Origin of the sequence: Streptomyces sp. NBC_00859 (assembly GCF_045161865.1) — a bacterium.
GTDB lineage: Bacteria > Actinomycetota > Actinomycetes > Streptomycetales > Streptomycetaceae > Streptomyces.
Genome location: NZ_CP108826.1, coordinates 6115148 through 6128821 on the forward strand (window position 1 = coordinate 6115148; position 13674 = coordinate 6128821).

The 13674-nt window shown below is 72.0% G+C and carries 12 protein-coding genes; 2 read left to right on the forward strand and 10 right to left on the reverse strand.

The genetic code is table 11. The annotated features are described in order from the left end of the window. The first annotated feature begins 42 nt into the window (after window positions 1-42). A complete protein-coding gene (gene lgt, locus OG584_RS26815; protein WP_405781574.1) occupies window positions 43-1029 on the forward strand; it encodes a prolipoprotein diacylglyceryl transferase in 987 nt (328 codons plus the stop codon). Window positions 1030-1138: 109 nt separating this feature from the next. On the opposite strand, the gene OG584_RS26820 is transcribed toward lgt, so the two are convergent. The 10 genes from OG584_RS26820 to OG584_RS26865 are packed head-to-tail and all read right to left on the reverse strand — an operon-like array spanning window position 1139 to window position 12417. Beyond that, window positions 1139-2020, reverse strand: a complete 882-nt coding sequence (locus OG584_RS26820) for an HpcH/HpaI aldolase/citrate lyase family protein (RefSeq protein WP_405781575.1) — start codon at window positions 2018-2020, stop codon at window positions 1139-1141. After that, window positions 2017-3255: a CaiB/BaiF CoA transferase family protein gene (locus OG584_RS26825; RefSeq protein ID WP_405781577.1), complete on the reverse strand. Its 1239-nt coding sequence runs from the start codon at window positions 3253-3255 to the stop codon at window positions 2017-2019. Before OG584_RS26825 ends, OG584_RS26820 begins: the two co-directional genes overlap by 4 nt. 23 nt (window positions 3256-3278) lie before the next feature. Beyond that, window positions 3279-4688, reverse strand: a complete 1410-nt coding sequence (locus OG584_RS26830) for an ADP-ribosylglycohydrolase family protein (RefSeq protein ID WP_405784306.1) — start codon at window positions 4686-4688, stop codon at window positions 3279-3281. 20 nt (window positions 4689-4708) lie between these two features. Continuing rightward, window positions 4709-5866, reverse strand: a complete 1158-nt coding sequence (locus OG584_RS26835) for an ADP-ribosylglycohydrolase family protein (protein ID WP_405781579.1) — start codon at window positions 5864-5866, stop codon at window positions 4709-4711. After that, window positions 5863-7056 (reverse strand): ADP-ribosylglycohydrolase family protein, encoded by a 1194-nt coding sequence (locus OG584_RS26840; protein WP_405781581.1) that lies wholly within the window; start codon window positions 7054-7056, stop codon window positions 5863-5865. Before OG584_RS26840 ends, OG584_RS26835 begins: the two co-directional genes overlap by 4 nt. After that, window positions 7053-8213 (reverse strand): ADP-ribosylglycohydrolase family protein, encoded by a 1161-nt coding sequence (locus OG584_RS26845; RefSeq protein ID WP_405781582.1) that lies wholly within the window; start codon window positions 8211-8213, stop codon window positions 7053-7055. The genes OG584_RS26840 and OG584_RS26845 overlap by 4 nt, the downstream gene beginning before the upstream one ends. A 34-nt stretch (window positions 8214-8247) precedes the next feature. Further along, the gene (locus OG584_RS26850) at window positions 8248-9573 is read right to left on the reverse strand and encodes an ABC transporter substrate-binding protein (protein ID WP_405781584.1); all 1326 of its coding nucleotides are present in this window, start codon (window positions 9571-9573) and stop codon (window positions 8248-8250) included. Further along, window positions 9573-10427 carry a carbohydrate ABC transporter permease gene (locus tag OG584_RS26855; protein ID WP_405781586.1) on the reverse strand — a complete coding sequence of 285 codons (855 nt, stop codon included), beginning with the start codon at window positions 10425-10427 and terminating at the stop codon, window positions 9573-9575. Before OG584_RS26855 ends, OG584_RS26850 begins: the two co-directional genes overlap by 1 nt. Then, a complete protein-coding gene (locus OG584_RS26860) occupies window positions 10424-11383 on the reverse strand; it encodes a carbohydrate ABC transporter permease (protein ID WP_405781588.1) in 960 nt (319 codons plus the stop codon). The genes OG584_RS26855 and OG584_RS26860 overlap by 4 nt, the downstream gene beginning before the upstream one ends. Next, window positions 11380-12417 (reverse strand): LacI family DNA-binding transcriptional regulator, encoded by a 1038-nt coding sequence (locus OG584_RS26865; RefSeq protein ID WP_405781590.1) that lies wholly within the window; start codon window positions 12415-12417, stop codon window positions 11380-11382. The genes OG584_RS26860 and OG584_RS26865 overlap by 4 nt, the downstream gene beginning before the upstream one ends. Window positions 12418-12715: 298 nt before the next feature. On the opposite strand from OG584_RS26865, the gene OG584_RS26870 reads away from it, so the two are divergent. Then, window positions 12716-13447 carry a VIT1/CCC1 transporter family protein gene (locus OG584_RS26870; protein WP_405781591.1) on the forward strand — a complete coding sequence of 244 codons (732 nt, stop codon included), beginning with the start codon at window positions 12716-12718 and terminating at the stop codon, window positions 13445-13447. Window positions 13448-13674: the final 227 nt, after the last annotated feature.

The following is a 13674-nucleotide window of genomic DNA, read 5'->3' on the forward strand; positions in this document are numbered from 1 at the left end:
GTTGCCCCAGGGCCCGCCCGGCCATGTAGCGTCGGCGGTGCCATGAACCTTGCCTTCATCCCCAGCCCGTCCACCGGCGTGATCCACCTCGGACCGATCCCGCTGCGCGGCTACGCGTTCTGCATCATCATCGGTGTCTTCGTCGCCGTCTGGTACGGCAACAAGCGCTGGGTCGCCCGGGGCGGCAGCGCGGGCACCGTCGCCGACATCGCCGTGTGGGCCGTGCCCTTCGGCCTGGTCGGAGGCCGGCTCTACCACGTCATCACCGACTACGAGCTGTACTTCAGCAGTGGCCGGGACTGGGTCGACGCCTTCAAGATCTGGGAAGGCGGCCTCGGGATCTGGGGCGCCGTCGCGCTCGGCGCCGTCGGCGCGTGGATCGGCTGCCGCCGCCGCGGGATCCCGCTCCCCGCCTGGGCCGACACGCTGGCCCCCGGACTCGCTTTCGCACAGGCCATCGGCCGCTGGGGCAACTGGTTCAACCAGGAGCTGTACGGCAAGCCGACCCATCTGCCCTGGGCGCTGAAGATCAGTGAAGGCCCCGACCGGGCCGCGGGGACGTACCACCCGACCTTCCTCTACGAGTCGCTCTGGTGCGTCGGTGTCGGCCTCCTCGTCATCTGGGCCGACCGCCGCTTCAAGCTCGGGCACGGCCGGGCGTTCGCGCTGTACGTCGCCTCGTACTGCGTGGGCCGCGGCTGGATCGAGTACATGAGGGTCGACGACGCGCACCACATCCTGGGCCTGCGGCTCAACGACTGGACCGCGCTGATCATGTTCCTGCTCGCCGTGGCGTACTTCGTCATCTCGTCGAAGCTGCGGCCGGGCCGCGAGGAGATCGTGGAGCCCGCCGCCGTGGACGCGGCCGGCGGGGCCGAGGCAGCCGCCGCCGAGGAGGCCGAGGACACCGGCGACCACAGCGACGGCAGCGAGGACGGCGTCGGTGTCGGCGCGGGCAAGAAGGACAGCCAGGCTGCGGCCGACGAGCCGGGCGCGGTCAAGGCCGAGGCGAAGGCCGAGAACGGCTGAACCGCGCCCGACCGGCCGGAACCGGCCGCGCGGCACCGGCCGACCGGCCGGCAGGTGCCGCGCGCCGCACCCGCCACCAGGGGCACCGCGAACAGGCGGCAGTCGCAGCTCAGACGCGCTGCCGCCGTTCCGCGAGATCCAGTGTGCGGCGGGCTCCCGCCACCACCGCCGCGTCCACGAAGCGGCCGTCGGGCAGCGCCAGCGCGCCCCCGTCGGTGAAGGCGGCCCGCACGATGTCCTGCGCGGCCCGGACCTCCTCCGCGGTGGGCAGATACGCCCTCTCGATCACCGGCAGCTGCCTCGGGTGGATCGCCGCCCGGCCCAGGAACCCCAGCGCCCGGCCCCGTGCGCAGGACGCCGCGAGGCCCTCCAGATCGCGTACGTCGGCGAACACCGACTGAGCGGGCGGGGCCAGACCCGCGGCCCGTGCCGCCACCACCGCACGGCTGCGGGGCCACGCGAGACCGGCCTCGTCGTGTACTCCCAGATCGGCCCGGAGGTCCGCCTCGCCCAGCGCCAGTCCGCGCACCGCCGGGGTGGCCGTGGCGATCTCGTAGGCACGCTCCACACCGAGCGCCGACTCCAGAATCGGATAGAGCGCGAGACCCTCCCGGCCGCCCGCTCCCGCCGCCCAGCGGGCCACCTCGCGTACCTCCGCGGGCCCGTTTGTCTTCGGCAGCCGCAGCCCCGCAAGACCCGGCAGCCCCGCGACCGCCCGGACGTCCGCCTCGGCGAGCGGGCCGTCCAGCGCGTTGATCCGCACATGGACCGGCGAAGGTCCGGGGGATGGGTCGGCGAGGAGCTCGGCCGTGGCGTCCCGCGCGTACGCCTTGCGGTCGGGGGCAACCGCGTCCTCCAGGTCGACGAGCACCACATCGGCCCCGGCGGAGAGCGCCTTCACCACTACACCGGGCCGGTCGCCCGGCACGTACAGCCAGGTCAGCGGGGTGTTCACCGGCCGGTCCGCCGGCAGCCCCTCCCAGACACTCACCGGACCGCACCCGCGTCCCGCAGTGCCGCGATGTCCGCCGCTTCCAGGCCGAGACCGGTCAGTACGGCGTCGGTGTCGGCGCCGTGCGGCCGTCCCGCCCACTTGATGGCGCCCGGCGTCTCGGAGAGCCGGAAGAGGACGTTCTGCATCCTGATGGTGCCGAGCTCCTCGTCCGGGACCTCCGTGATCGTGCCCAGCGCCCGGTACTGCGCGTCCTCCATCACATCGCCGATCTCGTAGACCGGCGCGATGGCGGCCTGCGCCTCCTCGAAGGCCGTCACCACATCGGCCCTGTCGTGCCGGGCTATCCAGTCGCTGACCGCCGCGTCCAGCTCGTCGGCGTGGCGGGCGCGCTGCGCACCGGACGCGAACCACGGCTCGTCGATGAACTCGGGCCGCCCCACCAGCCGCATCACCCGCTCCGCGATCGACTGCGCCGAGGTGGAGACGGCCACCCAGCGGCCGTCCCTGGTGCGGTAGGTGTTGCGCGGTGCGTTGTTGTTGGACCTGTTGCCGGTGCGCGGCTGTACGTAACCGAGCTGGTCGTACCAGATGGCCTGCGGTCCGAGCACCGCCAGCATGGGCTCGATGATCGCCATGTCCACGACCTGGCCGCGTCCGGCGCGGTCGCGCCCGGCCAGGGCGGCCATCACGGCGTACGCGGTGGAGAGCGCGGCGATCGAGTCGGCGAGCCCGAAGGGCGGCAGCGTCGGCGGTCCCCCGGGCTCGCCGGTCATGGCGGCGAACCCGCTCATGGCTTCGGCGAGCGTGCCGAACCCCGGGCGCCGCGAGTACGGGCCGAACTGGCCGAACCCCGTCACGCGCGCCAGCACCAGGCGGGGGTTGGCGGCGGACAGCTCGTCCCAGCCGAGGCCCCACTTCTCCAGGGTGCCGGGGCGGAAGTTCTCGATGATCACATCCGCTTCGGCTGCCAGCCTGAGCAGCACGTCCCGGCCGCCGGGCGACGACAGGTCGAGCGTGATGTTCCGCTTGTTCCTGCCCAGCAGTTTCCACCACAGCCCCACACCGTCCTTGCTGGGGCCGTGCCCGCGCGACGGGTCGGGCTTGCGGGGGTGCTCCACCTTGATGACCTCCGCCCCGAAGTCGCCGAGCAGGGTCGCGGCCAGCGGTCCGGCGAAGAGCGTCGCCAGATCGAGGACGCGCAGCCCCTCCAGGGACGACGGCCCCGGCGGTGCGCCTGGAGCGTCGGGTGTTTCCGGGGTGCTGTCGTGCATACGTGGTTCCTCCACTGCCCTGTTCATGACGGTGTGCCCCCTCGCTGTACGTGGCGCAGAGTCCGCTCGGCGAGTGTGTCGAAGCCGATGCCGTCCAGGCCGCCGACCGTGGTGGCCAGCCGGTTCCGCAGCGGCTCGGTCCAGCGAGCGGGCAAGGCCACCGGGCCGCCCGCGAGCAGTCCTGCGACGCTGCCGGCCGTCGCCCCGTTGGAGTCGGTGTCCCAGCCGCCGGACACCGCACGGCAGATGGAGCCGGTGAAGTCGCCGTCCGCGTGGGTCAGCGCGGCAGCGAGCAGCGCCGCGTTCGGCAGTACGTGCACCCAGTGGTGGTCGCCGTAGGCAGCGTGCAGTTCGTCCACGACCGAGGCGAACGCGGCTGCCGTGCCCAGCGGTTCGGCGGCGGCCCGCTCGATGCCGAAGCGCACGGCTGCCGCGTACCGGGACCCGGGCGGGACCACCGTGAGACCTGCCCGCAGACATGTGTGTACGTCGGAGTCGCCGCCAGCGGCGGCCGCGATCACGGCGGCGGCGAACATCTCGCCGTACACCCCGTTCGCCGTATGGGTGAGCACCGCGTCCCGCCAGGCGGCAGCGGCGGCCGCCCCCGGATCGCCCGGGTGCGTCCAGCCGAAGACATCGGCCCTGATCTGCGCGCCGATCCACTCACGGAAGGGGTTGCGGTACGAGGCGGTGTCCGGCGGTTCGGCCCCGGCGAGCAGATTGCGGTACGCGACCCGCTCGGCGGTGAAGGTCCGGCCGGCGGGCAGTTCGTCCAGCCACAGCTGCGCCACGTCGGCGGTGCTGAAGCCGGGGCCGTACCGGTCGAGGAGCAGCAGCCCGAGCAACGGGTAGTTGAGGTCGTCGTCCTCGGGTGCGCCGTCGATGTTCTCCGCGAGCGAGGTGGGACGCGAGCGGCGGTTCCACGGATGGGCGGCGGCCACCTCCGGGTCGAGACCCACTTCGGTGAACCAGGTGTCCAGCGGCCAGTTGCCGGTGGAGCGGGCGATCGCCCTGATGCCGTCGAGCGTGAGCTTCTCGACCGGCTTGCCGAGCACGCAGCCCGCGGCGCGGCCCAGCCAGGACGCTTCGAGCCGTGAGCGCAGCGCGTCACGGTCCAGCAGCCCGGGGGCCGGAGCCGGCCAGCCGGGACAGAGCGCCCTGATCCCGGCGAGGCCGGTCGGCTCCAGGGAGGCCAACGGCGTGCTCATGGTGGCCAGTTCGTCCAGGATCTCCTCGGCGAGTGCGCGCAGCTCCGGTGTGGCCGGCTCGGCGGACGCGCCCGCGCGCGCGGGCGCCAGATGGCCGCCGGCCCCGGTCCAGCGCAGCTGGGCGGCCGACGGATCACGTCCGTCCTGAGCCGCCTGCCGCAGCTCGTGCCCCACCAGGTCCTCGGGCTGCACCCAGGTCAGCCGCAGCGCCCGGCCGGTGGTCACCGCGGGAGAGCCGGATGCGGTCACCGGGCACCCGCTATGGCGCCGAACAGCGCTTCGTGCTCACGGCGCCGCTCCAGGTCCCGGGCGAACACCTCGCGGGTGACGCCGGCGAGCGCGGCGGCCGGGGTGTGCAGGTCGAGACGGCTCGCCGTGGCCACCTCCCGCGCCCAGTCGGCCGGTACCGCGCTCTCGCCCTGCAGCGCGCCGACGATGGCGCCGCTCATGGTGGCGATGGAGTCGCAGTCCCGCCCGTAGTTGACGGAGCCGAGGACCGTCTCTCGGAAGTCACCGCGGCAGGCGAGCAGCATGCCGAGCGCCACCGGCAGCTCCTCGATGGAGTGCAGCCGCGAGGGGCGGCGGGCGCCGAGCGACGGCTTGCGGTACTCGGGGCCCACCGTGTCGAAGGGGGCCACCGCCTCCCGCAGCGGCTTCAGCGCCGACTCGAACCCGTCGTGCGCCGCGGCCACTTCACACACGGCTTCGATCGCGGAGCGGGTGCCGTCCTTGGCGAGCCCGAGGGCGTCACCGACCACCGATTCGGGTGTCGCACCCGGCTTGCAGGCAGCGGCGACCGCGGCCGCGAACACCGCGGCCGCCTCCCGTCCGTAGCTGGACTGGTGGGCGCCCGCGACGTCGAGGGCCTCGGCGTACGCGTTCGCAGGACTGCCCGCGTTGACCAGGCCGACGGGCGCCATGTACATCGCGGCGCCGCAGTTGACGATGTTGCCGACCCCGGCCTCGCGCGGGTCGATGTGGCCGTAGTGCAACCGTGCGACGATCCACTTCTCGGCGAGGAAGATGCGCTGCAACGGCAGTGCCTCCGCCTCCAGTTCGGGTATCCAGCGCGGGGTGCCCATCAGATCGGGCACCAGGTGCTCGGCGACGGCGTACGCGTCGAGGTGGTCGCGCACCGTCTCGTAGACGCGTATCAGCGCATGGGTCATCAGGGTGTCGTCGGTGACGTGCCCGTCGCCCTTGTGGTACGGGGCGATGGGCCGGGCCGTGCGCCACTCCTCCTTGTAGAAGGGCTCCACGATGCCCTGGACACGGCCGCCGTGCCGCTCGCTGATGGCTTCCGGAGTCCAGCCCTCCACAGGGCCGCCGAGTGCGTCCCCGACGGCCGCGCCGATCAGGGCGCCGGTGGTGCGGTCCTCCAGGGAGCGGGTGGGCGCGGTCATGAGCGTGTTCCTTCCGGGAAGACATGCAGATGGGTGGCGAGCCGCGCGGCGACCTCGACGAGGTCGGTGCCGGCCAGCTGGGGCAGGGCGCAGCCGACGAGGCTGCGGCAGCTGTCCCGCCAGGTGTCGGGCAGGGCACCGGCGCCGCCGATGGCACCGGTGAGGGCGCCCGCCAGGGCGGGAGCCGAGTCGGCGACCCGGGACAGGCAGGCGGCGGACGGCACCGCCTCGGCGAGCGCGCCGCCGGCCGCGAGGGTCATGGCCAGTGCGACGGGCACCGTCTCGGCAGCGGCGATCCCGTAGCTGTAGACGTGGTCGACGATCTCGTGCTCCAGGACCGGGACCAGGGCGAACGCGCACCCCGGCCGGCCAGGGCTTGCGGCCGTCGCGGTCCGGGCGAGCGCCACCGCGTGCAGGGCGTTGCGGCGGATCTCGCTGCCGTCGGGGAGCTGCGCGAGCGCCTCGTCCACACACTCCCCGGCCGGCGCCCCGCCCAGCGCGGCCGCCACGGCCGCGGCCATCGCACGGGCCCCGTGCACCCCGTCGCCGTCCTGTGTGTACCGGGCGTCGAACTCCGCCAGTTCGGCGGCCGACGCCGGATCGCCCGGGTGCACCACGGCGAGTACCGCGGCGCGCACACAGGCCGCGTCGTCGAAGTGGTGCGGGTTGTCGTGGCCGGTGGCGGGGGGCCGCAGCCCCGCCGCCAGATTGCCCAGACCGGCCCGTACGGAGATCCGGGCGCGCAGCGGGATCAGTGCCGACTCGATCTCGTCGGCCTGCGCGGACGCCGCGGCCACTTCGTCGGCGAGCGCGTTCCAGGCCAGCGCCAGTGCGGAGCGGACCCGCTGCTGCGGGGCGAGATCGCTGTGCCCCGACGAGGCGGCCGACAGGATCGCCTGCGCGGTGAACGTCGCCCACTCGGCGTCGTCGGACGGCCCCAGCTGGAGCGGGGCGGGCGGCTGATTCAGCGCGATGGGCACCGGCAGCGTGGTGGTGGCGTTCTGCTCGGCGAAGGTGTCCAGTTCCCTGGTGAGCCTGCGGGTCCAGTTGGGCAGCAGCGCGGCGCGGTGCCGCCCGGCCGGCCAGCCCGCGGCGTCGCCCGCCGCGATCCCGAGGAGCAGGCCCTCGACGCGGCGGTGCGGATCGCGTCCGGTGAGTCCCGGCGCGGAATGGGTCAGCTGTGTCGTCATGAGGCGGCCCGCCTGTTGTCGTTCGCTGCGGCGTGCGCCGCGCCGGTCTCCGCGGCGGTCTCGCCTCCGGTGCGTGGCACGAGACCGTCCGCGATGTCGAGGATGTGGCGTCCCTCCATGGCGGGCAGACAGCTGCCGCGCACTGGTCCGATGGCCTCCGCCCAGTCGGCGGGGATGCCGCTCGCCCCGCCGAGCGCCCCAGCCAGCGAGCCGGCGACCGCCGCTGTGGTGTCGGCGTCGCGGCCCATGTTCACGGCCGTCAGCACGGAGGTCCGGAAGTCGCCGCGTGCGGCGATGAAGGCCCCGAAGGCGAGACCCACCGCCTCGGGCGCCAGATCGGTCCACGGGTACCCGCCGATCACGACGGCCGAGCGCACCGCACGTTCGACGGGGAGAGGCGAGCCGTCCGGGCCGGGCACCGCCCGGCGGGCCGCGCTGACCGCGCGGTGCAGCGAGCGCGCAGTCCAGGAGTCCTCGGGGATCACCGAGAGCGCGGCCTGCACCACCGCGTCCGGGCTGTCGCTCACCATGGCGGCCGCCACACCGGCGGCGACGGCCTGCCCGCCGTAGATGCCCTCGCCGTCATGGCTGACCGTGCCGTCCACCGCCACAAGGCGGGCCGCCTCGACGGGCCGGCCGGTCGCGTACACGCCGAACGGCGCTGCCCGCATGGCCAGTCCGTCGCTCCACGCGTGCCGGTGCTGCGCGGAGATCGGTGCGGCGAGGCCGCGCCGCAGGTTCTCCAGGGTGCCGCGCTCGCTGAACCCGGCGCCGCGGAACGGGCCTTCGTCGCGGTCGGCGATCCACAGGTGCCACGCCGCCTCGACGTGCGCGACGGTCAGCGCCGAACCGTGCTCGGCGAGCAGCAGCCCCGAGAAGATCGCGTACTCGGTGTCGTCCGTACCGGCCGGCTCGTCCATGACGAAACCCTCGATACGGCCCCAGCGCTCCCTGATACGGGAGGGCTTCATGTTCTCCGCAGGGGCGCCCAGGGCGTCACCCACGGCGAGGCCGAGGAGGGCGCCGCGGGCGCGGTCCCGCAGGGAACGGGGGTGGCCTGGCTGCTCGCGAAGGGACCGTACCTGGGGTGGTCCGTTGGCCGCGCTGCGGCCGGGTGCCGGGGCGGAACTGCCGCTCATGGTGCTGATCGTGCTCATTTCTGGGGTTGTGCTGGTGCGGACGCGGGAGGCGTCAGCGCTGGTACCGGTCGAGGACCCGCCGGCCGTCACCGGTCAGCTTGGAGCGCAGGGAGCCGAGACCGATCGAGCCGTTGTAGTACTCCTGGAAGGCGGGGGTGGCGATCTTGTCCTTCCACTCGGCGTAGCCGCGCACCCCGAGTACGGGGGAGGGGACCAGGTCGCCGGCCATCCGGCTGCCGGTGCGCCAGCCGTTCTCCGGGGTGCGCAGGGCCGGGTCCTTCAGCGCGGAGCGGCTGTTGGGGAGGAGCCAGTCACCGCGGGCCAGGCGCGCGGCGTTCTTGCCCTGGGTGAGGAAGGAGATGAAGTCCACCGCGGCCTGCTTGTGGCGTGAGTCCTGCGAGACGGAGAGCGTCTGCGGGACGACCCCCTGCGAGCTGCCGTGCGGCCCGCTTCCCGCGGGCATCGGCAGGACGGTCCAGCCGAAGCCCTTCGGAGCCTGCTGCTGGACCTGCTGCCGGAAGGAGAAGTTCAGCGGGACCATGGCGTACTTGCCGGCGAAGAAGCCGGGCAGAGTGTCCGAACCGCCCATGCCGAGACTGCTCTTGGGCGCGGTGTGGTCGTGGTTGATCTGCCGGTTGATGATCTGGGACACCGCGGAGTCCGCGGAGTCGAAGCTCACCGTGTTCTTGCCGCCGGACTTCCTGAAGATCTGTCCGCCGGTGGACGCCGCGCTGTTGACGGACTGGCTCACCGGCTCCTTCATCGACCAGGCCACGCCGTAGCGCCGAGTCCTTCCGCCCGCCCCCCTGGCCGTGAGCTTCTTGGACACCTGCTCGAACTCCGGCCAGCTCCAGGGGTGGGCGACGGTCGGAATCCGTACGCCGGATGCCTTGAGCAGCTTGGTGTTGGCGACCATGACGCGCGGTTCCTGGAGGAAGGGGACGCCGTAGATCCCCTTGCCGAAGGTGGTCATGTCCCACGACTGCCGGGAGATGTCCTTCTTCAGCGAGGCGGGCAGCATGCCGCGGATGTCGGCGAGGTAGCCGCCGTACGCGAAGTCCGTGAGGTCCGATGCGTCGTCGTGGATGATGTCCGGTGCCTGGCCGCCCTCGAAGGACGTCAGCAGCTGGTCGTGGATACCGTCCCAGCTGCCCTGCACGTACTTCACCCGGACGTCCGGGTGCTGTTTGTTCCACTGCGCGACCAGCGCTTTGTTGGCCGCCACGGAGTCCTTCTGCCAGGCCAGGCTGAGGAACTGGAGGGTCACACGGCCCGATGAGTCGTGGGTGTCCCCCTGGCCGCAGCCGGCGACGAGGACGAGCCCGGCAGCTGCGGCGAGCGCCGTAGCGGCGGTACGGATCCGGGTACGGGTGCGCATCAGCCCTTCACCGCCCCTGCGAGCATGCCGCCGACCAGCTTGCGCTGGAGCAGCGCGAAGAAGAGCAGACTGGGGATGGTGGCGATGACGGAGGCCGCGGCGAGCGGCCCCAGGTCGGCGACGCCCTCGGCGCCGAGGAAGCGGGTCAGGATCACGGACATCGTCTGGTTCTCCGGGGACTTGAGGAGCACGAGGGCGAAGAAGAACTCGTTCCACGCGGTGACGAAGGTGAACATCGCCGTCGCGATCAGCCCTGGCGTGAGCAGCGGGAACACCACACTGACCAGGGTCCGCAGCCGCCCCGCGCCGTCGACGGCCGCGGCCTCCTCCAGCGTGACCGGGACGGCCTTGACGTACCCCTGGAGCATCCAGAGCGAGAACGGCAGGTTCCAGACCACGTACACCGCGATCAGACCGGCGAGCGAGTTGATGAGGTGCAGGTACTTCAGCACCAGGAACAGCGGGATGATGATCAGCACGAACGGGAACATCTGACTGACCAGCACCCAGCCGTTGGCGGCCGTGGACATCCGGCTGCGGAACCGGACCAGGGCGTACGCGGCGGGTACCGCCAGCACCACCGAGATCACCGTCGCGCTGCCCGCCACGATCAGGCTGTTGAGAGCGGAGTGCAGCAGTGGCTGCGCGTCGAAGGCGGCCCTGAAATTGTCCAGCGTGGGGTGCCGGGGCAGCCAGGTGGGGCTGATCGAGCCCAGTTCCCTGGGGGACTTGAACGCGGTGGACACCAGCCACACCAGCGGGAAGGCCAGGAAGACCAGGTAGCACAGGAGGGCGAGGTACTGGCCGGTGCGGCCGGCCGTCCGCCGGGCGCGGAGCCTTGCGGGAACACTCATGCCGTCTCCTCCTTCAGCTTCTTGCGCAGGAACGCGGTGAGAAGGACGGCGATGAGGGCGACCATCACCAGACCCATCGCGGCCGCGTAGCCGAACTGGCCGTACTTGAAGGCCTCTTCGTACGAGAAGAGCATCGGCAGCCGGGTCTTGCCGCCGGGCCCTCCTTGCGTCAGCACATAGACCAGGCCGAACGAGTTGAAGTTCCAGATGAAGTTCAGCGCGGTCACGGCGACCACCACCGGTTTGATCGCCGGCCAGGTGACGGTGGTGAACCGGCGCCACATCCCGGCCCCGTCGAGGTGCGCGGCCTCCTTCAGCTCCACCGGCACGTTCTGCAGCCCGGCCAGCAGCACCACGGTCGTCTGCGGCATGCCCGCCCACACACCGACCACGATCACGGCCGGGAGTGCGACCGAGAGGCTGGTGAGCCAGTCGACGTTGTCGCTGATCAGGTGCAGCTGCATCAGCGTCTTGTTGAGGATGCCCGCGTCCGGGTGGTAGACGAGCCGCCACATGATCCCGACGACCACTTCGGGCATGGCCCAGGGGACCAGTGCGAGGGTCCGGGCCAGCCAGCGGAAGCGCAGGTTCTCGTTGAGCAGCAGGGCAAGACCCAGCGCCATCACGAACTGGAGCACGGTGACGCTGACGGCCCAGATGATGCCGATCCGGAACGACTCCCAGAACAGTGAGTCGTGCAGCAGGTCGAAGAAGTTGGCGAGCCCGGTGAACTGCGTCGTCGTGGTGCGCCCGGCCTGCGAGTCGGTGAAGGCGAGCGAGAAGCCGTACAGCAGCGGCCCCACGCTGAGCACGAGGATCGGGATCAGGGCGGGCGCCAGCAGGAACCAGGCCCCACGGTCCAGTCCGAGCGCCCGTTTGCGCTGCTCGGGGGTGCGGGGCGGTGGGGTGCCGCGGTGGCCCGCGGCGTCGTTGCCCCGGGCTGCGGTGAGACTCATACGGACCTCGGGTTCTCCAGGTCGGTCGCCGGCGCGGTGGAGGCGCGCACGACGAGACGGGGTACTGCGGTGCTGTGCTGGGGGGCTTCGGGGGCCGTGCCCTGGCCGAGCCGGGCGAGCAGCAGTTCGGCCGCCCGTCTGCCGCGCTCGACGGAGCCCAGATCGACACTGGTCAGCGGTGGCCAGGCGGCCTGGGCGAGGGTGCTGTCGTCCATCCCCGCCACGGCGATGTCGTCGGGGATGCGCAGCCCGCGGGAGTGCAGGGTGCGCAGCGCGCCGACGGCCAGCTGGTCGTTGGCGCAGAAGAGCGCGTCGGGGGCGGCGGCCAGCAGCCGCTCCGCGGCCGACGCGCCGGACTCGGTGGCGAAGCCGGTGCTCACCACGAGTTTCTCGTCGTAGGGGAGGCCCAGCCCTTCGAGTGCCGTGCGGTAGCCGTTCGCGCGGTTGCGGCCGGGCACCGTGTCGAGCGGGCCGTTGATGAAGGCGATCCGGCGCCGGCCGGTCTCGTACAGATGGCGCACGGCGAGCCCGGCGCCCCGTACGGAGTCCGCGCGCACACTGTCGACCGGCACGTTCTCGGGCAGCGAGCCGATGATCACGACCGGTGCGGCCGCCGAGCCGAGTGCCTTCGCGTACGCGCCGGTGATGCGGATGGGGCACAGGATCAGCCCGTCGCTGGTGCGGTCGCCCAGGCTGCGGATCGCGGCGAGCTCGTCGTCCACGACCGCGTCGGTGGAGTGCAGCAGGAGCCGGTAACCGGCGGCCCGGGTGACGGCCTGGATCCCGCGGACCATCGCCACGTACACCGGGTTGCCGATGTCCTCCATCGCGAAGGTCAGCTGCCGGGTCCTGCCGCCCTTGAGGGAACGGGCGACGGCGTTCGGCACGTATCCGAGCTCCGCCACCGCGCGCTCGACCCGGGAGACGGTGTCGGGCCGGGCGCCGACGCCGTTGAGTACCCGCGAGACGGACGCGATGGAGACGCCCGCGTGCTCGGCGATGGACACGATCGTGGGTGTCCCGTTCTGCGGCATGCCTGACCCCTGAGCATCCGTGGCGTGGTCCGGAGATGAGCTGTAAACGTTTCCAAAGACTGGAAACGTTTACAGATATTGCTGACCCGCCTCCCGGGCGTCAACGGCACCACCGTGTGATCCATGTCTCCACAGGCGTCAGGGGAGATCACATCCGGGCTGGTCCCGGCCCTTCGTGCCCTTGGTAAGTACGGCCTTCCTTGCTGGCGAGAGCCATTTTTCGTGCGTACTTTCGACTGTGTTCCCGGGCCCGCTGTGCGGAGCCGGGGCACTGACGGCACAGAGAGGGCGGGGACCGATGTCCATCATGGAGAACGAGGCGGCGCTGCACGAGGCGCACCGCGACAACCACACCCACCGCGACGTCAACGGAGGCTGGCTGCGCCCCGCCGTCTTCGGTGCGATGGACGGACTGGTCTCCAACCTCGCCCTGATGACCGGCGTCGCCGGCGGCGACGTCTCGCACCGCACCATCGTGATCACGGGGCTGGTGGGCCTCGCGGCCGGAGCGTTCTCGATGGCTGCGGGCGAGTACACCTCGGTCGCCTCCCAGCGCGAGCTCGTCCAGGCCGAACTCGAAGTCGAGCGGGGGGAATTGCGCAAGCACCCGCTGGACGAGATGAAGGAGCTCGCCGCGCTCTACGTGTCACGGGGGGTGGAACCCGGCCTGGCGGCCGCGGTGGCCGAGCAGCTCTCCAGGGACCCCGAGCAGGCGCTGGAGATCCACGCCAGGGAAGAGCTGGGCATCGACCCGGACGACCTCCCGTCCCCGCTCGTCGCCGCGGTGTCCTCCTTCGGCGCTTTCGCGCTGGGCGCGCTGCTCCCGCTGCTGCCGTACCTGCTCGGGGCCACCGCGCTGTGGCCGGCGCTGCTGCTCGCGCTGATCGGCCTCTTCGGCTGCGGCGCGGTGGTGGCGCGGGTCACCGCACGCTCCTGGTGGTACAGCGGGCTGCGACAGCTGACACTGGGAGGAGCGGCCGCCGGGATCACGTACGCGCTGGGCGCACTGTTCGGCACCGCCGTGAGCTGACTCACTGGGGTGAAACGCTATGCATGGCGCATCATAGGTATCGGTTACCCGGCGGTTTTGAGTGCCGGACCTCCGGGCATAAGGCGAAGGCGCTGTAGGCAACGACGCCTGCTCTGCATCGGGCAAACGGACGCTCATCCGGCCGTGTCGCCTCACATTCACCGCCTGTGCGGTGTCCGCATGCTGGAATGAAACATCCGCTTTTCGAGAAGCATTCCATCATGTAA

Excerpts from the sequence above, each read along its gene's own strand:
- OG584_RS26865 (WP_405781590.1), bottom strand. The coding sequence starts at position 12,417 with ATGCCGCAGAACGGGACACCCACGATCGTGTCCATCGCCGAGCACGCG.
- OG584_RS26870 (WP_405781591.1), top strand. The coding sequence starts at position 12,716 with ATGTCCATCATGGAGAACGAGGCGGCGCTGCACGAGGCGCACCGCGAC.
- OG584_RS26860 (WP_405781588.1), bottom strand. The coding sequence starts at position 11,383 with ATGAGTCTCACCGCAGCCCGGGGCAACGACGCCGCGGGCCACCGCGGC.
- OG584_RS26825 (WP_405781577.1), bottom strand. The coding sequence starts at position 3,255 with ATGCACGACAGCACCCCGGAAACACCCGACGCTCCAGGCGCACCGCCG.
- OG584_RS26840 (WP_405781581.1), bottom strand. The coding sequence starts at position 7,056 with ATGACGACACAGCTGACCCATTCCGCGCCGGGACTCACCGGACGCGAT.
- OG584_RS26850 (WP_405781584.1), bottom strand. The coding sequence starts at position 9,573 with ATGCGCACCCGTACCCGGATCCGTACCGCCGCTACGGCGCTCGCCGCA.
- OG584_RS26845 (WP_405781582.1), bottom strand. The coding sequence starts at position 8,213 with ATGAGCACGATCAGCACCATGAGCGGCAGTTCCGCCCCGGCACCCGGC.
- OG584_RS26835 (WP_405781579.1), bottom strand. The coding sequence starts at position 5,866 with ATGACCGCGCCCACCCGCTCCCTGGAGGACCGCACCACCGGCGCCCTG.
- lgt (WP_405781574.1), top strand. The coding sequence starts at position 43 with ATGAACCTTGCCTTCATCCCCAGCCCGTCCACCGGCGTGATCCACCTC.
- OG584_RS26855 (WP_405781586.1), bottom strand. The coding sequence starts at position 10,427 with ATGAGTGTTCCCGCAAGGCTCCGCGCCCGGCGGACGGCCGGCCGCACC.